Source organism: Variovorax sp. 01T432, from assembly GCF_056398605.1.
This window is the reverse complement of record NZ_JBFTPS010000086.1, coordinates 1-19053: the sequence shown is the minus strand read 5'-3', so window position 1 is coordinate 19053 and position 19053 is coordinate 1. Positions and strand designations below refer to the sequence as shown.

Sequence of the window (19053 nt, the reverse complement as noted above, 5' to 3'; positions counted from 1 at the left end):
CGATGCGAGTTACCGGCCGAACAATGGCGGGGCGCGCCGGAGGCACGGCGGCGAGATTCAAGGACGTTCGAACGAGTTCGTATCCGGCATTTGCCATGTTTTCTTTCAGTGCACTATGATTTTTTTCATTGCCCCGCTTGGCGGCGAAAMTTCTTTCAGCCTGYTAATTTTGCCCGGGTAAAACCAACGCSGCTGCSGACTCCGTCGCCCCAGATTTCTTTCACTCTCGCCAATTTATCGTCATCTTCTCGTCATCCGCCCAATYTTCTTTCAGTCTTATCCGCGGCCGACCTGGGCAGCATCGAGACCTGATTTKCCTCCAGGCGACATAGCCCTTCTGCATAACGTGCCATATTTGGCGTATTATGAACCCATGCCTGCCCTATCGATCAAGGCCGAGACTGCCGTCATCGCGCTGGCCGAGACGCTGCGCGCGCTACGCCTGCAGCACGGTGAGTCCCARGCCCTGGCCGCACAGCGGGTCGGTGTGAGCCTCAGGACATACCAGCGGATGGAGTCGTCGGCGCCAGCTCGCGGCGACGTTGGCATTCCCGCCGGCGGCGTGGCCATCGGCGACTTCATCATGGCGCTGGAGGTCTATGGGGTCGACGTGGTAGCCGCGCTCGCCCAACTGCACAAGCAGGCACCCGCCGCAACGCGGGAGCGCGGCCGCACGCCGAAGCCCCGGGCTGCGCCCACCCTCCCCACCTGATCGACGAGCCATGCGCAACTCCACACCCTCTGCGGACGCCAAGTCCGTCCCAGCGCGCCTGTTCGTGCATATCGACCGTCCTGATGGCGTGCATCCAGTGGGCGAGATGCGCTTCGACTCGACGGTCATTGGCGGCTTCTCGGCCAAGTTCCGCTACCTGGCGGAGTGGCTCGCGGACGAAGCTCGCCGCTTCCCGCTCGACCCTATCAATCTGCCCCTCACCGCATCGCCCCAGTGGGTCGAGACCGACAACAAGTTCGTGCGCCTGGGCGTACTGTTCGACGCGGGCCCCGACATGTGGGGCCGTCAAGTCATGCGGCACAAGACGGGGATCGCGAACCCGGCCGAGTCTGCCCTGCTCCTCATGGGGCGCGGTAACGGGGTGGGTGCCCTCCTCTTTTCGACCAGGCCGGATCTGAAGCGCTCGGATCTGCCCGGGTTCGACACGCTGCCCCTGATCGAGGAAGACCTCTTTCGCGTGCACCAGGCCGCTCACAACGTCTTCCAGACCACTCCCATGCCCGAGGAGCTCCAGGGCCTGCTCGCGGGCTCCTGGTCGATCGGCGGCGCGCGCGCGAAGGCGGTCATGCGCGATCGGGACAATGGCATCTGGATATGCAAGTTCAGCGAGCCGGGCAGCATCATTGACCGACAGCGTGTGGAGTACGCGAACCTGCGCATGGCCGCCGCCATCGGCATCGAGGTGCCCGAGGTGCGGCTCGTCGGGACCGACCTGGGCTCCGTGCTGCAGGTGCGCCGCTTCGACCGCAACGCCGAGCTGCAGCGCCTGCACTACGCCAGCGCCATCTCGCTGGTGAGTGCGTTGCCCGATGACAAGCGCCTGAGCAGCGCTCGCGATCAGCGGGTCTTCTCCTATGCGAACCTGGCCCACATCGCATCCACAGTCTCGGCCGATCCGATCCATGACCGCACCAGCATCTTTGCCCGCATGGCCCTCAACGTCGCCCTCAAGAACACCGACGACCACCTGAAGAACTCCGGCTTCATCGAGACCGAGTCCGCGGGCCTGAAGCGGCTGCGCCTGTCCCCCGTATTCGACGTGGTCACTCAAGCTTCCTCGCACCACTACCTGCGCATCGGCTCGAAGGGCCGTGTGGGCACGATGGAGAACGTCCTCTCGGAATTCGGCTACTTCAAGCTCACCGAGAGGGGCGCGCGCTCGATCGTGGACCGGGTGGTCGACGTGGTGGCGCGCCGGCACCAGTTCTACGAGGAAGCGGGGCTGACGGGTCGGGACATCGACGCCCTGGACGAGCTCATCGAGCAGATCGTCCCAGCGGCGGCCGATGAGACCGAGGTGGAGCGAACCGACGCTCCAAGATGCAGTCCGAAGAAGGATACCGATGCCCGATCACGCGCTGAAATCGATTCTCCTGACCAAGGTCGACGATCTTGAAGTAGCGCCCGGAAACAACCTCGGCGGTGCACGCAGTGGCAAAGAGTATCCACGCGTTGTTCCCGTTGGCAGAAGGAACTCCAGGCGAGCTCCCGGAGGCCCCACGTGACGGCCGGATCTGACTCGGACGACCAGGCGCCGTTCCTGGCCATGCTCGCGCAAAACGGCTACACGCATGTGCGCCGGCTCGGCGACAAGTGCGTCGGCCTGCTGCGCTTCAACTTCACGGTGGGCCTGGTCGTGGGGCTCGATTGGGCGGGGCACGACCGGCGCTACTGCTACGAGTTTGCCGAGGACGCGGTCGCGGCGCTAGACGCTTGGGATGGCCAGGACCATCCGGGCGGGCCCTGGATCAAGTGCAAAGGCGCGGGGATCGATCTGCTGAATCCGGCGTTTGGCGCCGAGTCGGACCAGCCTCGGTAGCTCCCGAGCAAGACGGCCTCACCCGCGCGGGCGAAGTTCCTGCGCTTCCATACCGATCGGCCGTTCGGCGGCGTGCTGGTCCAGCTCGTCCCAGATCTCGTCGCAGAGGCCCCGCCTGTATGCGCCCTCCCGGAAGGCCGGATGCTCCGAACGGTACACCTCCAGAAGGCGCTCATTGCCGTCGGCGATGCAAGCCCTCGTGTTGGCCAAGCGATCGCAGGGCTTGACGATCAGCGCGAGCCGATTCGTCGTAGCTGCAAGCCTGGCGTAGGCCTTCGCCTTGCGCTCCTTGTGCGTTGCGCCCGGAGGGTCGCTCAGCAGGTCGACCGCCTCGGTCACTTCGTCGCCGAAAGGCTCTCGAATCCGTTCCAGGTTCATGCCGTCGACGTCCTCCTTGACGTCGTGAAGGTAGGCGACGGTCTCGGCGTCATCGCCGAATGGTCGAGCCAACTCCGCCACAGCGTCCAGGTGATGCGAGTAGGGGTGTCCCCCGTACATCTGATCGCGGTGCGCCTCGACTGCGAAGGAGCGCGCGAAGGGCGCCATTGGTGGCCGCGGACGAGTGGGCTGTGCGTTTGGGCTGGTCATGTGCCATTTTGACCTCGGCACCCGGCCCTCTCCACTTTCTTTGCAACGACGCCGACTTGTGCTTCGCCAAACTCCAGACCCGACTGACCTTGCGCGAACTCGCCGCAATGTGCGATCTTGTTCTGCAACAAATGCACGCCGCGAACCTCTTTCCATGCAGCAGACTGACCTATTCGAGCCGCTCCTGGCCGCCTATCGCAACGTCCAGATCAACGAGGAAGGCATCTCCAACGCCGCGCTCTACCAGGCACTCGACCTGGTGGGAGGCGAACGCAAGCCCGTGGGACGCGCGCGCCAGCCCCACAACCTCGAGCACCGCCGCGTGCGCTGGCACCAACAATCGCTGCGAAAACTGGGCTTGCTCGAACGTGTTCCGGGCCAACGTGGCATCTGGCGCCTGACTCCCAAGGCCCAGCAGGAAGGGGACCTCACGCCGGCACCCGAGGGCGTGGCTCTGGTGGCATTCAGCACGGACCTTGGCGTGGCGATCTGGACCCGCACCGAGACCCTCGCGGGCAAGCTCACCGACCGGATCTCCGCCATCATCACCTCGCCGCCCTACCCCCTGCGACAGGCCCGCGCGTATGGCAATCCCTCGGAGACGGAGTACGTGGACTTTATCTGCCGCTCGCTGGAGCCGCTCTTGAAGAACCTGATCGTCGGCGGCTGCCTGGCTTTGAACTGCAGCCAGGACATCTTCATGTCGAAGTCGCCCGCGCGCTCCATGTATCTGGAGGAGCTGACCCTGGCGATGAACCGGAAGCTGGGGCTATACCTCCATGATCGGATCGTGTGGGAGAACAAATCGAAGCCCCCGGGCCCGACATACTGGGCGTCGATCACGCGCCAGCAGCTCAACGTGGGCTACGAGCCGGTCCTGATCTTCTGCAACGATCCGGTCCGCTGCGTCGCAGACAACCGCCGGGTGCTACAGCCCCACTCCGAACGTCACGCAAAGCTGCTCGCGGCCGGCGGCGAGAAGCGTACGGCCAGCTACGGCGATGGAGCGTACAAGCTGCGCCCTGGGTCCTTCGGCAACGCGACCACGGGCAAGATTCAGAGGAACGTGGTTTCCATCACGCACGTCAGCCGAGAGGTCGAGAAGACCCGCAAACATGCCAAGGAGCTCGGCCTCCCGCTGCACGGGGCCCTCATGCCCGTGAAGCTGGCGCGCCTGCTGGTGGAGTTCCTCACGCCGCCCGGCGGCCTGGTGCTCGACCCATTCGGCGGCTGGCTGTCGACCGCACTCGCCTGTGAGGAGGCGGGGTACCCGTGGGTTGCATTGGAGAAGATGGCCGAATATGTGGCCGGCGGCGGTATGCGTCTGAGGGACCACCCGGGATTCCACGCGTCGTTCGACCTGGCAGGCTGGAACGCCCTCGAATCCTCGGACAAGTGAAGTCTTGTCTACGCCCGCCATACGGTGCAAGCAGCGAACGAGCCGGTCTCAGCGAATCTGACGACGTGGTTGACCGGCCGCGTTTGACGAGCTGGAGCAACACCTCATCCCGCGTTCGCAATCGCCTGTGCCATACGGTCCAACGGCCATGCAGCAATCTGCCTTGACCGCTCGTCCCAGCCGCTCTGAATGCCGATGGCGGCATAGTCGAATTGGGCCTTGTCGGCAGAGAACCACAGGCCAAACACGGGGCCACCGCTCATGCCGACGATGTTCTTGATGTCCGCCGACGCCAGTGCCTCTTCTTGCACGACTCCGTAATGCCGCGCGTAGGGCCCCTTGAGAATCGGGACTACAGCATTGTCGTGAAGGCCACTCGCTGGGATCGCGTAGAGGCCCTGCTGTGCCTTTCCGTGCTCGAGAGCACTTCTCTCGGACGGCACACCAACAATCAATAGTTGATCGCACGGCCGCCCAGATAGCCTAGTGAAATCGCCCCCCATGTCCAGTGGCACCACGCCATTTTCAGCGAGGGCGAGCGTGTGGAATCGATGTATAGGCACCATGGCGAGATCAATCCCCGAGGGTTCCCGCTCATCGAACGCGGAGATCCAGTCGTCAAGCTTGAGATCCAAGGGCAGCGTTCCGCTGTACTCGCCTCCGGCAAACGAATCCGCAAGCTGCCATGTGATCGAATGCAGGGAACCATCCCGCACTACGCGCTTCAAGTCTTCGATGTTGTGGCCCGCGGTCGCCATGTGCCAATCGTCGGCCGCTCGAAAGACGAACGCCGAATAGCTTACTTTCAACACATCGCCTCCGGGCCATCGGCCCATGACAATCACGCTCACAAAATGCCGCGAGAAGAGCTTCGACAGTGCACCGGTCTTGTGACCCTTCAGGTCCTGGATGTCATGCATGGTCCAGCTCTCCTTCGCGACGGGATTCGGACGTGAGTCGGGGGCCGCATTCAACCCCGGGAAATAAGTCTGAGCCTTCAGTTTGCATAGATGGGGACGTCGAGTTGAAGGTTCGGTGTTGGTCAGCCCGATAGACGGCCGCGCTGCTCTCATTCTGGCCCACAACCAGGCCGAAGGCCCTCCCCCGCGAATCAACCTCTCGCGGGCACACCGCCCGCCTGGCCGAACTCCAAGCTCGCTCCCCATGTCGGCCCCGACGCGCGAGAGTCCTGGCCGCCCGACGCCGCAACCCGGTCCTGGAGGCGTAATCGCCCTACCTCGACTGGCGCATGTCGGTCACCCGTGAAACTTGAAGTCCCCTGCGTTCGCACAATGGTCCATCGGGAGCCCGAAACTGGCCGTTTCAGGCTGCGCACTTCGCGGTTGTATCGGTGCAACGGGGCGAACAATACCCCGAGTTCACTACCGATCGCCCGCGGGCACAGCCCGCCCGACTGATCCCGCCTTGAGCTGCCGCCGCTGCTACGGGCGGCCAACAGGCGAAATTAGGTGCCGCCGATGGAGCCTGCTTTTCGCGGAGGGCGAAAAATTCAGTATCCTCCGCGCCATGTCCACGATCCTTCCGTTGCCACCCGCGATCGCCCATGGCCTGCCATGGAGGATGAACTTTCGGACGGGCCGCGCGCCGGCGCCGCTCGAAAATTTCGCCGACAAGGCCTTCGTCGAGAGCCTCACTCCGGATGAACGCAAGCACAGCGAGGCGGTGATTTCGACCCTCCTGGCCCAGATGCTCACCATCGGGAGGACGCCGGCGCTGATTTCGCGCTCGCACGTGAACCTGGCCACGTCTCAGAAGCTTTGGGACGAGCGTTCGCCCGCCGGCCTGAAGGTGTCGCTGGGCAACAGCAGGTACACGGTCTCGGAAGCGGTTGACTGGATCGGCGACAGCGTGGACCGCTTGCTCAAGGCTCTACGCCCGGATCCTGGAACACGCCAGCCCGAGTTCAAGACCCCGTTCGCGGCGGGCGACTGGGACGACATCGGTCACGATGGCGCGCAGCCGAGATCGATCAGGGGGCGAATGGCGCCGAAACCGACCCTCGCACCAAGACCCGAGGTGAATGGGACGCCCCCCATCACCATGGGACAGCGTCGCAGGCGCCAGAACGACCGCCTGAGCCTGCTCTCCAAGTCTGGCAAACCCATACACGGGAATGATTATCGTCTGGGCTGGCTGCTGTTTGAGACCCACAAGGTGGTGCCACTCGACGGCCAAGAGGCCGCGCAGGCAGACGATGTGATCCGACAGCTTGCCCGTAGTGGCAGGCCAGGCGCGACCGAGTTTGCACAGATCCTCAATACGGAGCTCGAACGGGTGGAGCGACTTGGGGTCGTGCCGGAGATCCGGGAGATCTTGACGAATCTGTTCGCGAGTTCAAAGAGCGTCGGACCTTGGACGGTAGCGAGCCTCTTCTGGGCATTCGGGGTGTCCGAAGACCATGCCAACTTCGATCCGAACTTCTGGTCGGCAGGCGCTCACGTTCGGTCGTTCCAGCTGCGCAGGAAGCTGCGGCCCATCACCGACCCCTTTCTCACAACCACGCTCTACTCCCCTGCGCTGAGCAAGTTGGCGGATGAGCTTGCGTCGCTCAGCTTCATCGGCTCTCGCCGCCTCCAGGCCCGCCTAGGTCCTTTCCTGGGCGACGCCAACGTCATAGGCGTTGCCAAGTTCATGACCGACGTGGTCGGCATGGCGCCGGGGCGCATGGATACGGTCCCTGTCGCCGCATGCGAGACCTCCAAGTCAGATCTCTTCTTCTGGAACCACGACGTCAGCCCCTCGACGATTCTGGACGTGTGCCTGAGAGCACGCGACCTGACGATCGCCCGCGGCGCCTTCAGCGTCAAGGAGATATTGGAGGCCTTCGAGCAGGGCAGCGACCAGCCGCTAAACCAGGCGATCTGCCTGGAAATTCTGAACGAGTGGACCGCGGTCCGTTGGCTCGATCAACCCGGCTACGGAATCGTTGCCGGTGCAAGCCCGATCCCGGCCATCGTCGAGCAGCTGTTGGCCGTGGCGTCGCCGCACCCACTCAGCATTGCCCACGTCGTCGAAGCCATCCAGGCGGCCAAGTCCCTGCCCAGCGAAATGTTGGCCGCCCGCAAGCTCCTCGGCGTCCAGGGCCTCGTCGACGACCAGGTGCTGCTGGCGGCCCTGAGCGTATCGGACAAGATCCGGAGGTCTGGCCAATCCTCACTGGCGCTCATTCAGAAGCCCGAAACAGACTACTGGTTCTGGCGACCCGTGGAACGCGATCTGGTGAACTTTCTGAAGTCCGTCGGCGGCAAGGCGCTGAACCGCGAAATCTACCGGCATTTCAAGGGCGACAAGTCAGTGGATCCAGTAGTCCTCGAGGAGGCCATGAAAACGCTTCCGTACCTCTACGCTCCCACCCCACTCTCGACCGCTGTCTGGGATTGGGCGATCCCGAAGAAAGCTCAGAGCCATCGGGCCACCAGCGCCATCGCGGCGTAAGTCGGCGGAGCCTGCGAAGGCCGGTGCCGGCCATTCGGAATGAACCAAAATCCGGGGATGGAAGAGCGCCACTACCTGAACGTCCCGTACCCGGAGAAGGATGCCGCCAAGGCATTGGGCGCTCGCTACGATCCCGCCGCCCGGCGTTGGTGGGTGCGGCCCGACGCGGACCTGTCGCTCTTCGCGAAATGGGATCTCGTGCCCGCCACGTCCATCCCAGCGGACGCTGGCTCCGCACTCGCTCCCGCAGCCCCGGCGCCCGACCGGTTTGCCTCCCGTGAGCTAGCTGCCGACGCTGCCGGCCGCGAACTCACAGCTCCTGCGAAGGGAATCCCACTGTCTCGCCTGCTCGGCGGCGTGGCGGCGGCGATCGCGCAGGCCTTCAAGGGAGGCGTATGGACGATGGTCGAGGTCATGCAGGTGACACTGCGCAACGGCCACGTCTACCTCGAGCTGTCCGAGCGTGACCGCGCCGGCCAGGTACTCGCGAAGGCGCACGCCATGATCTGGGCGAACACGGCCGCCAAGATCCTGCCCGAGTTCGAGCGCGCCACGGGCGCGACGATCGGCGCGGGGATCAAGTTGCTCGTGCGCGCCAAACCCAGTTTCAAGGCGCAGTTCGGGTTCAGCCTGGAGATTGACGCCATCGACCCGGACTTCACCCTCGGTGATCTGGAAGCCCGCAAGAAGGAGATCCGGGCGCGGCTGCAGCGCGAGGGGGTCTTTGACCAGAACAAGCGCGTTCCGCCACCGTGGGACTTCACGTCGGTTCTCGTCGTGGCTCCCCACGAAGCCGCGGGCCTCGGAGACTTCCGCAAGGAGTCCGATCGCCTGGCGCAGTACGGAATTTGCCGCTTTGCCTACGCTCACAGTCGGTTCCAGGGCGAAGGCGCGGCGCGGGAGATTGTGGCGGCGCTCATCGAAGCCTTGGCCGAATGCACGGCCGCCGATGATGTTCCCGACGCCATCGTCATCATCCGGGGCGGCGGCGCCGTCAACGATCTGGCATGGCTCAATGACTACGACCTGGCGCGCTTCATCTGCGACCAGGGCCTACCGGTGCTGACCGGCATTGGACACGAACGGGACAGCACGATTCTCGACGAGGTGGCGCACACCAAGTTCGACACGCCCAGCAAGGTGATCGCCGGCATCGAGCAGCTCATCGTGCGTCGAGCGCGCGAAGCAAGAGCTGCCTCGGAGCAGATCTTCGCGCTGACCGGCCGCGCGACGCGAGACATGCGAGTCGCCGTGGAGCAAGCCCACAGCCAGGTCGCGGCGGACGCCCGTGCCCGTGTGGCCCAGGCCCGCCAAGGCAGCCGCGACGCGATCAACAGCATCGGCGTGGCCGCACTCCAGGCGGTGCACCGCACCGCTCGGAACGGGCTGGCGCTGGTGAACCAGATCCAGCGCGAGGCCACCGACCAGGTCGCGACGGCCCGGCGTCTCGTGCCTCAGCATATGGCCGACATTCGTGCGCGCGCCGCCGCAGTCATCGCCGGCGCGCGCAACACCTCCGAGGTTTCCATCAACACGGTGCTCGACCGGGCGACCGCCGGCGCCCGGGAGGCCCAGCGCCAGGTCGTCGCCCAGATGTCGGCCTTGGGTGAACGCGCCACGGCGACGCTGCGGCGCGCCCGGACGGGTTCCGAGGCGTTGATGCGCGAGATCACCGGGCAAGGCCCCGACAAGACCCTCAACCGCGGCTTCACCATCGTGCGCGATGCGGCGGGCAAGCCCATCACCAGCCTGCACCAGGCCCAGCCGGACCAGGCCATAGAAATCCAGTTCCGGGACGGCACCATGGGCGCGCGCACCGGCAAACCCCAATGAAGGACGAAACCATGGAACAGACCTTTCGCGACGCATACGGCGTGCTCCAGCGCCATGCCGAGACCCTGCGCGATCAGCAAGAGCCGAACATCGACGATCTACTGAAGATCGTGACCGAGGCCGTGGCCGCCTATGGGGTGTGCAAGACACGTATCGACGCGGTGGAGGAAGCCCTCAAGGCGGCGTTGGACAGCGCTGGCGTCGACGGCGGGTCGGGCTCCGGCGCGGCCGCACGCTGAGTGGACAATCGACCAATGTCATCTTCCCCAGCCAATCAGCCTCCCGAGGAACGCTACGGCGTTGTGCAGGACGTTCACACAGGAACCCGCACCTGCACCATCGCGTTCGAACCCGCTGGCGCCCGGCATCCCGCGCTCATCGTGGACCCTCAGCTCGACCAGCCGTTCAACGACTACGTCGAGGCGGATCGCCTGGCCATTCCCATCAGGGTCTTTGTAGCGCGCGACGCCGCGGGAGCAGCGGGGGAGATCCGCATCGTCGGAACGGCTGCCGAACCGTGGGCGAGGCCAACGGGGTCAACGCCATTTGACGAGCCAGCGCCAGCACAGTTTTCCCTGCTCGGATAGCAGGCAGCGACAGGTATCGCGGCTTCTGGGGCGATTGAGTCTCAGCGTTTAGAGCGTCCGCGGTCGCCCTCACCCAGCGGCGGCCACCTGTTTCGGTGACCTACCCATTGCCTACACCCTGAATTGCTTTCAGATTAGTTCGGACTCGCCGCCCCTAAGATGGCAGTGGGCCAATACCGGCCTGTGGCAACATCGAATCAGGCAAACGAGCAAAAGAGACGTGATGGCCAAGCCGCATGACCTAAAGATTTCGGACTGGAACGCAATGGTCGACTTCTTTAAAGAAGAATCTGATCGAGGCGCAGCCGTGCTTGTCGGTGGATTCGTCGAAAACTTTCTCGGCGTTTTCCTGAAGTCCTTCTTTGTTGATCCGAAGATTGGAAACGAACTATTTGGGGCCATGGGTGCCCTCTCCACCTTCAGTCAACGGATCGCTTTGGCGCGGGCTTTCGGCTTCATTTCGCAGAGGTCTTATGATGACCTCAATCTGATCAGACAGATCCGAAATCACTTCGCGCATCACCCGCTGGACACGTCGTTCGATTCGCCTGAGATCGCAAAGCTTACCGCGAAACTCGTGATACCTGTGCCCCTGCCAGAGGAGCAGTCGATGGCGGCGAAGTGGGACAACCGCCACAAGTACACCTACGCCTGCGCTGCGTTCTGTGGTCGGGCGACGACCCAGATGGAGGCGCTCGCCGAAACACGGGGTGCCTTAAAGCCGCACCGTGTGTTCCGTCCGGAGGGGGCTTAGCGCCTCTTCCGCCGGCACCGACAGTCTGCCCATTGTGGCCGGCCGTGACGCCACTGCGCACGCGGTTCGATGTGTGGTGATCTGACCTGCTCCCTCCCTGATCTCCCTGTTGTTGATGGTGGCTCCAGATCGGCCCTCGAGCAACGCGGTGCACCGATTCCTCATCGAATCAACAACTTGAGCGCGCCGCCTAGCCTGGTAGATCTGCTCCCATGTCCTTGATGCGAAACGTCTCGGGCGTCGTGGGCGCCGATCGCCAATCGCTCCGCTGAAATATCGACCCCGTGGCGGTCGACGTCTATTCAGCTTGATCCCGAGGGCCAATCGACCGGGCATGTCCAACTGCGGGCTCGCGGCCGCATCCCGTTCGGCCGCTTGCACAAAGCCGCAGAACGTCCGGTCCTGTCCGAGGTTCCCTTGCGATCGCGTCGCTCATGCCACGCTACAGACCTGACCCGCGCTGCGGCCGAGCTCGCCAAAGACACACACGAGAGACCCGGGCGCAGGCCTGGGGGGACCGTGCGGTATGAGCAACCGGGCAGGCCTACCTCCCTCTCCCCATCGCGCTCCCATCCCCACATTCGTTTCGACCGTCAGTTTCCCAGTCGCAGAAAACAAATAACATTTTTCTCCGCACTGCGCGAATACTACGGTCATGTCTTTCCACCAAGAATATCGCATTACGCCGCAACAGTCGGCCAGGAGACGTACCACCGAAACCGGCCGAGCGGTGCGTTTCTTGTCGTCCGACCCCTCTTTCTGGGACGCCATTCGCTCGAGCTGGCTCGTCGAATCCACCTGGCAGCCGCGCGTTGGCCGCCTGGCAACGTTGGCGTCGCCCGGACTTGCCCCGGCTGGGCCTCTCGAGGTGGTTGTGATCGTCAACAGAACGGTCAGCCACGCGGAGAGCCCCGACGCCGCCGGCTTCGTCGTCGAGAAGCTCACCGGCGAAGTGCTCGAGGTCGAGCGGGACGACCTCGGCCCTGCCCCATACGTACCGTGGCCGACCGTCAAGCGCCACGCCATTCCCAAGCTCAAGCTCGCGGGCATCGACTCTTCGAAGGTGGACTGGGAAGACGTCAGCGACGCACTGCACCAACACCTCGACCCGGCCTACCGAGCTGCAGTCGAAGACCAGATTCAAGACGACGAGCAAGACGACTGCGCCACGTGCGCCCCGAGGAACTGATGATCAAGAGAACCGATATTTACGCCCGCAATCCGATGCTCACCGACGCGGAGATGGCGGAGTTACTGGAGCGCGTGTGCCCCACGACCGAGAAACACCGGCCGCGAACCGAACTTGCTCTCTGGCTGCCCAGGAACGGCGGGAGGTGGCGCGGCACTGGTGCATTCAGCAGCATCGATGCCTCCCCGGCCCTGATGGCAAAGTTGCGTGAGAAGGTCGTTCACCCCGTCGGCGACCACGAGAACGCTCATGACCATTACTTGCTCGAGCTGGTCGAGCGAAACGACGGCCAGCACGATCTGTACTTGAAGTACCAGACCATTCTGGGTTCACGCCTCCTCGGCGGCCTGTCCGCTGCGCAGCTCGAAGTCTTGCGCGGCCGTTTCGAGGGTCGACTTCCCTTACCCGAGCTTGTCCAGGGGCCCGCGCCCACCGGCGCCGACGTCGTCATGGCGGACGTGCCCGCTCACCACGATGCCCGAATCGGCTCGCCCTTGGGGCAAGTCGACCGCGCCCCGACCCCTCAGACGCAGCCGGTTGCGGCGGTCGCCGCGAAGCCCACATTGGGCGGCACGGCCATGCCGGACGCGGCAGCCTCGCGCAGCCGCCGTATCGAAGAGGACGTTCTCGCCGTCCTGCGCGCCGGACGCACCGAGGACAACCGATTCCATCTCGGTCCCGAACGCCTCGATCCGAAGCTCTACAAGCGCGTGAACACCGTCCTCAAGGACCTTGGCGGCGCGTGGAAAGGTGGCAAGACGCAGGCCCACGTATTCGCAGGTGCCGCCGACGAAGCCGTCGCTGCCGTGATCGCGTCGGGCGAATACCTGACAGCGAAGGACTTCGGCTTCTTCCCGACGCCGGCCGGGCTTGCTGAGCGGGCGGTTGCCATGGCCGGCCTTCTCCCCGGTATGAAAGTGCTCGAGCCCAGCGCCGGCGACGGCAGCTTGGCGGTGCGGGCGGCCGCGATCGTGGGTGCTCAAAACGTCACGGCCTGTGAGTTACTGGACCGTAACGTGGCGAAGCTCAAGGCCGCCGGCCTGACCGACGTGCTGCACGGTGACTTTCTGGCAGTCGAGCCGGTTCCGCTCTACGACGCAGTGATCATGAATCCGCCCTTCGGAAACCTTCAGGACGCGAAGCATGTAGAGCATGCGGCGCGATTTGTGAAGCCCGACGGCGTGCTGATCGCCATCATGAGCCCCGGATACCAGTTCCGGGACACGGCAGCCGCGACGAGGTTTCGTGACTTCGCCGACGCCAGCCAGGCCGAAGCCGAGGACATCCCGGCGGGCACCTTCCGCGAATCCGGTACCGAGGTGGCCACGGTCCTGGTGCGGATGGAGGCCCGCAACTTCCCCTGGAACAACCTCGTCCAGTTAGACGAGGAAGACGAGCAGGACCTGGCCGATGCGCCGCGCGGTTGACCCCATGTCCGGCGGCGCGCAACTCGACCAAACGCTCGCTCCGGCGAGGAAGCTCACAAGCACGCTCGTCAGCGCTGCGAACACCGCGTCGGCGTCGGCCGCCGTCGGACCCGTTTCGCCCACTGCGATCGAATACGTCACGCGGGATCTGTTTGCGAAGAAAAGCCTCCGTGCCGCCTCGAAGGCCTTCTTCATGAAGTTCAGCGGCCAGGACAATATATTCCTCGGCCGCGTCGACTACAGCATCGAGCAGATCATGCAGGCGGTGCTGGCCGACAAGGCAGCCTTAGCCATCCAGAACGCTCGGAGGATGAAACCGGGCAACGGGCACATCGCCATCGAGGGCACTGCCCGGCAGTTCAATCTCGAAGTCGACCTGCTCGCGACGGAGGTGCTGGTCCAGCTCGCCGCCGCAGGTGCGGCCACCGAGACAAGCGGAGCGAGCCCGGCCGCGCGCGCAATCGTCGCGCTCAATGCTGCGCATCCCGACCTCGCTCCGCTCGAACCGCTCGACGAAGACCTTTCCACGGAGGACGCCGACCCGGCGCCGCGCCCATGACCTGGTATGCCAACTGCGTGTTCACGCTCCCGCTACGCGAGGGCGTTGAGCGCCCTGCTGTCGAAGCCGCCGTCCGATCGTTGGCCGACTACTTCAAGACCTCGGTCTACGCGTCCGACCTGCCACACAAGCTCACCTGGCTGCAGCTCGCGGAGCAGAAACTGTCGGTGCGGTTCCGAGGCACCGTCTCGGACGACTTCGGCCAGCGCATCCTCGAGCCTGCTGTGCGCGCGCTCGAGCCACTGGCCGCGAGCCCCGTGGCCATCGCCGTGTTCGACGGCGGTGCGCCTCTCTTGCGCAGCTCCCTGACGCCGTATACGCCGCGCCTCACGATGACGGTTGGCGCCACCTCTCTCCTCCCACAGCTCGAGCCCGTCCATGGACTGATCGACGCGGCACTCCAGGCCGCCGGCCAGCTCCCTGACACGCCGCTGCGCGCACGTCTTATTGAGGCGGTGGCGGCCTTCGCCAGCTTGCGCACGACCCAGGGTTGGACGGTGCAAGACGTGACCGAGCAAGCGGGGTCGCTATCCCCCGCGCTGCAGCTCACGAGAGACCAAGCCCATTCACTGCTCTTCAAGATGGACGAGCTCACCGAGACGTTGGACATCGAAAACGCGGTCTTCAACCGGTGCGTGGCCGACGGCTTGATCGTCGACGACCCGGACATGCCCGACAGCGACGAATGGGACGAGATCTGTGAGGAATTCGGCCTCGACCCTTCGTTCCTGTACACCGAAGACCAGGTTCGCGAACACACCCGCGCATACCGGGCCGAGGGCAACCCACTCCCACCCGCCTTGAACAGCTTGACGACGAGATGACAACAGCTTCACGCACACCCGACCCGGCGGACTCCTATCGTGACCTTCGTTCCTTCGTGCGCGGCGCGGACCCCGCCATGCTGGCGCGGTTTGACGCGCTGATGGCCCAGCGCCCGCACTCGACGACGCCTTCCGACGAGCGGCCGCCCGCTCCACCGCCGGTCGTCTACCACGGCACCGGTGCCACCTTCGACGCCTTCTCTGCGAACGAGCGCGGGATCTTCTTCGCCGAGCGATATGGCGCCGCTGCGGCGTACCAACGGATCCGAAGGAATGCCACTCCGCGCGTCATAGCGGCCAGCGTCGAGATCCGCAACCCGTGGACGATGATCACCTATGCCGAGGACGTTCCCTACAGGGACCGCCTTGACCAGTCCATCGCTGCGATCGGCAGGCGCGGTTTCGACGGAATCTACCAACCGAATGAACGCGTCTGGGTCGCCGTCTCGCCTGACCAGGTCACTGTCCTCGATCACGCAGTGGCGCCGGCGGGCTTCGCCATCAACATGCAAGACGCTGTCGACGAGGCCGAAGCCGGCTGGCATTTCGAGGAAGGCGGCTGTTGGGGCATGGCGCTGGCACTGCGCTCCGCGCTGGGCGGCGAGATCGTAGTGCGGGACGGCTTCATCCACGCCTATGTCCGCGCCGAAGGCAGGGCCTACGACTGGCAGGGCGAGGCGTCCTTCACCGGCGGTCGGGTGGTCACGCGCGAGCAGCTCGTCCGGGAGGCACTCGCCAACGGCTGCCCGAAAGACAAGCTCGACGCGGATTTCGAATGGGCCGACCACATCATCGAGCGCGCACGGCAGATGTGTCTCCTCGAAGAAGCACGTTCCCACGATGCGGCGTTCGATCAGGAAGCCACCGCAGCAACCACGGCCACTGCCGATCAACGCCCACGGGGCTGACCAACGAACGAAGGAAAGAAGGAAAGAACATGGGATACGACGCACGAGTCTCTTTTGAAACGGTGATCCGCGACGACGTTTCACGCCAGATGGTCGAGGAGGCACTCAAGCCCCTGCTGGTCGACGCCGACACGGTGCTGCGCACCCAAGAGGACCACATGGAGTCGGTGATGATCGCCCTTAACTCCGGGCTGCTTACCGTCAGGGTGGACTACCGCGTAGGCTATGGCTTCACTGAGGACCTCTTCATTCCAGTCGTAGACGCAATTGGAGCACTCGCAGCGGAGCCGTTTGAAGCCACTCTGGAGAACCAGGATACCGGCGACGCTGATGAGCGCTACTTCAGCTGGCTGGCCGGTCCCGCGCACCTCATCCCAGAGTTCAAGTCGCGTGCCGCACGCGCTGAGCTGCAGGTGAACGACCTCGTGCTCCCGCTGAGCGCACGAGGCTGGCCGTTGGAGGACATCGCGACACGCAACTGCATGACGATTGCGATGTTCCCCAACGATGGAGACCACAAGGAGGCCGTCTCCCGCGTCGCGGTCGATCTCGAAGGCCTGGACCTTGACGAGGCCCGCCGCGGCCGCATTGCCAGACTCGCAGTGCTCCTGGCTCGAGAGATCGCCGGCGAAGAACTCATCCTGCACCCACGTCCCGGCTATGGCGCCGCCGAACGCTTGCTCGATGGGATCGGCGACACGCTGAAGGTGATTAACCAGTACGACGCCTTGATGAATGCCGAGCCCGCCAAGGCGCCAGATGGAACCGACTACGACACGCTCTTGCGCATCGCCAACGAGCGGATCAATGAAGGCGGCGATGGAACTCGGGGCCAGGCAGCGCGCCGCGGACGAAGCCGAAGATCGCCATCTTGCGCACGAACGTCGCCTCCTCTCCGAGATCGATCGCGAGCGCATGGCCACGCGCCAGGCGGCGACCGAACTTGCGAAGGAGCAGAAGGCGCGCGCGGCCGAGCTGGAGGCCGCACGAAGTGCCCGGGAGTCAGCCAAGCAGGCCCTCCAGGACGAGAAGGCTGCGCACCTCGATGCCGCGGCCATTTGGTCACGCCGGCACCAGGAAGCGCAGCTCGAGCTCGCGACCCTTCGCGAGCGTGCCGCTGGCGCGGAGCAGCGGGCTATCGACCTCGCCTCCCAGCTTCGGAGCCACCAGCAGCAGTCAGAGCGCGAAATCACCCAGCTCAAAGACAGCCATGCTTCGACGACGGTCGCGCTGCGCCAGCTCGAAGCAATCCGTAAGAGCGAAGCCACCTCGCCCTCTAAGAAATCGTCCAAATAGGCGTACCCATTCGGACTTCGGACTTCTCAGGACGGCGGAAAAGGGAGAGGCGTCGTCTTGTCAATCAAATAGAACTCAATGGGAGAGTGCCGCAACTCAGTGCCAGACAAGGAGAACAACATGGACGACGATCTTCGCCCCATCAACGTCATTCGTGCTGAGCTAGCCCGCGCCAAAGATCAGCTTGCAGCCTTGGGCTCCGACACAGGAGGCACGGACCATAGCCTTGCCCGCCACCGCGTCATGAGCATGGCCGAAGAGCTCCGCGCCGCAGAGCGCGCAGCCGAGCGCCTCGCTGAGGCGGTCGCATTGAAGTGGATCTATCGCTATGCCAACGGCAAGCGCCTGTTAATCAAAGAAGGCCAGGGTCTACAGGGCGCCTGACACGGGGACGCCTCACCGGCGACCCTCTCGGTCAGGCCATCGCCTCCTTCGTCGGGAGATTCTCGGCAGCCGCGAGACGTGGTAGTGATCGTTGAGCACATGATTATCTCGTCGCAACTGGTCGCGGCCCATCCGCTCACCGGCGAGACCTTCGAGCTGGAGCGCAGGCTGCCCGGCGTCGCGCCGGACCTTGGCACCTGGCACCGCGTGGTGCTGCTCCGCACCAAGCTCTCCGAGCTTTCTTCCGTCTTCAGCGTTGGCCGCTACATCGACACCGTGGTTCGCACCGAGCAGGGCCTGAAGTTCGCTTCGCGGCAAGTCATCTACAACAGCGAAATGATCCTGAATTCCATCATCTATCCGATTTGAGGCCAGTCATAAGCGAGTTGCAATGGACCGACGCCGCACCTTTGGACCAGGTGCCCGCAGACGACGTGGTCGGCGTGGTGGTCGTCGATGGCCGCGACATCGCGCTGTACAGCGTGGAGGGCACGATCTACGCCACCGACAACATCTGCACCCACGGGCACGCCCGCCTGTGCGAGGGCTTCCTCGAAGGGCATGAGATCGAATGCCCCTTGCATCAGGGCAGGTTCGACACACTCCGCAGAGCCTGAATTTGCTGCTCACGCCCGAGGGACGGCACCCTTCCGCTTCACTTTCACCCAATCCCGGCTGCGCGTGCCGGGGGCGTAGACGCTGGCCGCCCGTTTCGCTACCAATCCCTCCAGTTCCAGCGTCATCACGGCCTGATCGAACAAATCCTGGGCGCCGCCGTCGAAGTAGCTGACGTAGAGGATGTTGGGCGGCGCCAGCTTGAATAATTCCGCGAGCAACGCCTTACGCTGGATGAGCTGGAACTGCGTAATGTCTATGCCCCTGTGAACCAGTAGATCGAAGACGCAATAGGTCACCGGGTCCGCGCCTTCATGCCAGCGCCGCCGGCGCGCGCGGATCTGCAGCAGGTCGAAGTTGCTGCGACCCAAATCGTCGAGCACGCAAACCTCTCCGTCCGTGATGAATGGACCACCGTGCATGCTTGCCAGCGACTTTGTGATCTCTGGGAACCAGGTGGTGGCGTCAGCCCCGCTGCGCGTCTTCAACTCGACAGTGCCGGCCCCGAATTCAGCCAGGAGGCGGTAGCCGTTGAACTTGAGCTCATAGATCCACCCCGGCTCGGATAGGTCTACGGGCCGCGAAGAGATGAGCATGGGGGCAACGTCGGCGAGGTGCATGGGGCAGCATGCTGCACGTCACCAGATCGCGATGTCGCCCATCGCCGCGCCGCGGATATGGC

20 protein-coding genes and 2 pseudogenes are annotated in these 19053 nt (G+C 64.4%); 18 read left to right on the top strand and 4 right to left on the bottom strand.

Going from position 1 to position 19053, the window contains the following annotated elements; translation table 11 throughout:
* Positions 1–373: 373 nt before the first annotated feature.
* From AC1DNF_RS33910 to AC1DNF_RS33900, 3 genes are all read left to right on the top strand, one after another.
* Positions 374–712, top strand: a complete 339-nt coding sequence (locus AC1DNF_RS33910) for a hypothetical protein (protein ID WP_478153111.1) — start codon at positions 374–376, stop codon at positions 710–712.
* Between the two features lie 10 nt (positions 713–722).
* Entirely contained in the window at positions 723–2129 is a 1407-nt protein-coding gene (locus tag AC1DNF_RS33905; RefSeq protein ID WP_478153109.1) for a type II toxin-antitoxin system HipA family toxin, read from the top strand.
* Positions 2130–2234: 105 nt separating this feature from the next.
* Positions 2235–2552, top strand: a complete 318-nt coding sequence (locus AC1DNF_RS33900; protein ID WP_478153107.1) for a hypothetical protein — start codon at positions 2235–2237, stop codon at positions 2550–2552.
* Between the two features lie 18 nt (positions 2553–2570).
* Here the strand turns inward: AC1DNF_RS33900 and AC1DNF_RS33895 are convergent, their stop codons facing one another.
* Complete coding sequence (locus AC1DNF_RS33895) at positions 2571–3140, bottom strand: HD domain-containing protein (protein WP_478153105.1); 570 nt, start codon at positions 3138–3140, stop codon at positions 2571–2573.
* A gap of 154 nt (positions 3141–3294) precedes the next feature.
* Between AC1DNF_RS33895 and AC1DNF_RS33890 the strand changes: the two genes are divergently transcribed.
* The gene (locus AC1DNF_RS33890) at positions 3295–4539 is read left to right on the top strand and encodes a DNA methyltransferase (protein ID WP_478153103.1); all 1245 of its coding nucleotides are present in this window, start codon (positions 3295–3297) and stop codon (positions 4537–4539) included.
* 104 nt (positions 4540–4643) lie between these two features.
* Here AC1DNF_RS33890 and AC1DNF_RS33885 read toward each other — a convergent pair whose 3' ends face one another.
* A complete protein-coding gene (locus tag AC1DNF_RS33885; RefSeq protein ID WP_478153102.1) occupies positions 4644–5459 on the bottom strand; it encodes a hypothetical protein in 816 nt (271 codons plus the stop codon).
* Between the two features lie 607 nt (positions 5460–6066).
* On the opposite strand from AC1DNF_RS33885, the gene AC1DNF_RS33880 reads away from it, so the two are divergent.
* The 10 genes from AC1DNF_RS33880 to AC1DNF_RS33835 all read left to right on the top strand — a co-directional run bounded on the left by AC1DNF_RS33880 (position 6067) and on the right by AC1DNF_RS33835 (position 16076).
* Entirely contained in the window at positions 6067–7995 is a 1929-nt protein-coding gene (locus AC1DNF_RS33880) for a hypothetical protein (protein WP_478153100.1), read from the top strand.
* Positions 7996–8052: 57 nt separating this feature from the next.
* Positions 8053–9828 (top strand): exodeoxyribonuclease VII large subunit, encoded by a 1776-nt coding sequence (gene xseA / locus AC1DNF_RS33875; protein ID WP_478153099.1) that lies wholly within the window; start codon positions 8053–8055, stop codon positions 9826–9828.
* 11 nt (positions 9829–9839) lie between these two features.
* Complete coding sequence (xseB, locus tag AC1DNF_RS33870) at positions 9840–10067, top strand: exodeoxyribonuclease VII small subunit (RefSeq protein ID WP_478153097.1); 228 nt, start codon at positions 9840–9842, stop codon at positions 10065–10067.
* A 15-nt stretch (positions 10068–10082) separates the two neighbouring features.
* A complete protein-coding gene (locus tag AC1DNF_RS33865) occupies positions 10083–10415 on the top strand; it encodes a hypothetical protein (protein WP_478153095.1) in 333 nt (110 codons plus the stop codon).
* Between the two features lie 223 nt (positions 10416–10638).
* Positions 10639–11169: a hypothetical protein gene (locus AC1DNF_RS33860; protein ID WP_478153094.1), complete on the top strand. Its 531-nt coding sequence runs from the start codon at positions 10639–10641 to the stop codon at positions 11167–11169.
* A gap of 655 nt (positions 11170–11824) precedes the next feature.
* The gene (locus tag AC1DNF_RS33855; RefSeq protein WP_478153092.1) at positions 11825–12358 is read left to right on the top strand and encodes a hypothetical protein; all 534 of its coding nucleotides are present in this window, start codon (positions 11825–11827) and stop codon (positions 12356–12358) included.
* Positions 12358–13785, top strand: coding sequence for a hypothetical protein (locus tag AC1DNF_RS33850; protein ID WP_478153091.1), 1428 nt, complete (start codon positions 12358–12360; stop codon positions 13783–13785). The genes AC1DNF_RS33855 and AC1DNF_RS33850 overlap by 1 nt, the downstream gene beginning before the upstream one ends.
* Positions 13786–13789: 4 nt before the next feature.
* The gene (locus AC1DNF_RS33845; protein ID WP_478153090.1) at positions 13790–14344 is read left to right on the top strand and encodes a hypothetical protein; all 555 of its coding nucleotides are present in this window, start codon (positions 13790–13792) and stop codon (positions 14342–14344) included.
* A complete protein-coding gene (locus AC1DNF_RS33840; RefSeq protein ID WP_478153088.1) occupies positions 14341–15168 on the top strand; it encodes a hypothetical protein in 828 nt (275 codons plus the stop codon). The genes AC1DNF_RS33845 and AC1DNF_RS33840 overlap by 4 nt, the downstream gene beginning before the upstream one ends.
* Positions 15169–15245: 77 nt before the next feature.
* Positions 15246–16076 (top strand): ADP-ribosyltransferase-containing protein, encoded by an 831-nt coding sequence (locus AC1DNF_RS33835; RefSeq protein ID WP_478153087.1) that lies wholly within the window; start codon positions 15246–15248, stop codon positions 16074–16076.
* Positions 16077–16156: 80 nt separating this feature from the next.
* On the opposite strand, the gene AC1DNF_RS33830 is transcribed toward AC1DNF_RS33835, so the two are convergent.
* On the bottom strand, positions 16157–16723 hold the full coding sequence (locus tag AC1DNF_RS33830) for a hypothetical protein (RefSeq protein ID WP_478153085.1): 567 nt from the start codon (positions 16721–16723) through the stop codon (positions 16157–16159).
* A 160-nt stretch (positions 16724–16883) separates the two neighbouring features.
* Between AC1DNF_RS33830 and AC1DNF_RS33825 the strand changes: the two genes are divergently transcribed.
* From AC1DNF_RS33825 to AC1DNF_RS33810, 4 genes and pseudogenes are all read left to right on the top strand, one after another.
* A complete protein-coding gene (locus tag AC1DNF_RS33825; RefSeq protein WP_478153084.1) occupies positions 16884–17372 on the top strand; it encodes a hypothetical protein in 489 nt (162 codons plus the stop codon).
* 120 nt (positions 17373–17492) lie between these two features.
* The gene (locus AC1DNF_RS33820) at positions 17493–17756 is read left to right on the top strand and encodes a hypothetical protein (protein WP_478153082.1); all 264 of its coding nucleotides are present in this window, start codon (positions 17493–17495) and stop codon (positions 17754–17756) included.
* A 213-nt stretch (positions 17757–17969) separates the two neighbouring features.
* Positions 17970–18125 (top strand): annotated as a pseudogene (locus tag AC1DNF_RS33815) (salicylate hydroxylase); the annotation flags it as partial.
* Between the two features lie 8 nt (positions 18126–18133).
* Positions 18134–18355, top strand: a pseudogene (locus AC1DNF_RS33810) (Rieske 2Fe-2S domain-containing protein); the annotation flags it as partial.
* 27 nt (positions 18356–18382) lie between these two features.
* Here AC1DNF_RS33810 and AC1DNF_RS33805 read toward each other — a convergent pair.
* Positions 18383–18991 carry an ATP-dependent DNA ligase gene (locus AC1DNF_RS33805; RefSeq protein WP_478153080.1) on the bottom strand — a complete coding sequence of 203 codons (609 nt, stop codon included), beginning with the start codon at positions 18989–18991 and terminating at the stop codon, positions 18383–18385.
* Positions 18992–19053 lie beyond the last annotated feature (62 nt).

Bases quoted from the DNA above. Each gene is read 5' to 3' on its own strand.
- AC1DNF_RS33905 (WP_478153109.1), top strand. From the start codon at position 723: ATGCGCAACTCCACACCCTCTGCGGACGCCAAGTCCGTCCCAGCGCGC.
- AC1DNF_RS33895 (WP_478153105.1), bottom strand. From the start codon at position 3,140: ATGACCAGCCCAAACGCACAGCCCACTCGTCCGCGGCCACCAATGGCG.
- AC1DNF_RS33890 (WP_478153103.1), top strand. From the start codon at position 3,295: ATGCAGCAGACTGACCTATTCGAGCCGCTCCTGGCCGCCTATCGCAAC.
- AC1DNF_RS33885 (WP_478153102.1), bottom strand. From the start codon at position 5,459: ATGCATGACATCCAGGACCTGAAGGGTCACAAGACCGGTGCACTGTCG.
- AC1DNF_RS33880 (WP_478153100.1), top strand. From the start codon at position 6,067: ATGTCCACGATCCTTCCGTTGCCACCCGCGATCGCCCATGGCCTGCCA.
- xseA (WP_478153099.1), top strand. From the start codon at position 8,053: ATGGAAGAGCGCCACTACCTGAACGTCCCGTACCCGGAGAAGGATGCC.
- xseB (WP_478153097.1), top strand. From the start codon at position 9,840: ATGGAACAGACCTTTCGCGACGCATACGGCGTGCTCCAGCGCCATGCC.
- AC1DNF_RS33865 (WP_478153095.1), top strand. From the start codon at position 10,083: ATGTCATCTTCCCCAGCCAATCAGCCTCCCGAGGAACGCTACGGCGTT.
- AC1DNF_RS33860 (WP_478153094.1), top strand. From the start codon at position 10,639: ATGGCCAAGCCGCATGACCTAAAGATTTCGGACTGGAACGCAATGGTC.
- AC1DNF_RS33855 (WP_478153092.1), top strand. From the start codon at position 11,825: ATGTCTTTCCACCAAGAATATCGCATTACGCCGCAACAGTCGGCCAGG.
- AC1DNF_RS33850 (WP_478153091.1), top strand. From the start codon at position 12,358: ATGATCAAGAGAACCGATATTTACGCCCGCAATCCGATGCTCACCGAC.
- AC1DNF_RS33845 (WP_478153090.1), top strand. From the start codon at position 13,790: ATGTCCGGCGGCGCGCAACTCGACCAAACGCTCGCTCCGGCGAGGAAG.
- AC1DNF_RS33840 (WP_478153088.1), top strand. From the start codon at position 14,341: ATGACCTGGTATGCCAACTGCGTGTTCACGCTCCCGCTACGCGAGGGC.
- AC1DNF_RS33835 (WP_478153087.1), top strand. From the start codon at position 15,246: ATGCTGGCGCGGTTTGACGCGCTGATGGCCCAGCGCCCGCACTCGACG.
- AC1DNF_RS33825 (WP_478153084.1), top strand. From the start codon at position 16,884: ATGAAGGCGGCGATGGAACTCGGGGCCAGGCAGCGCGCCGCGGACGAA.
- AC1DNF_RS33820 (WP_478153082.1), top strand. From the start codon at position 17,493: ATGGACGACGATCTTCGCCCCATCAACGTCATTCGTGCTGAGCTAGCC.
- AC1DNF_RS33805 (WP_478153080.1), bottom strand. From the start codon at position 18,991: ATGCACCTCGCCGACGTTGCCCCCATGCTCATCTCTTCGCGGCCCGTA.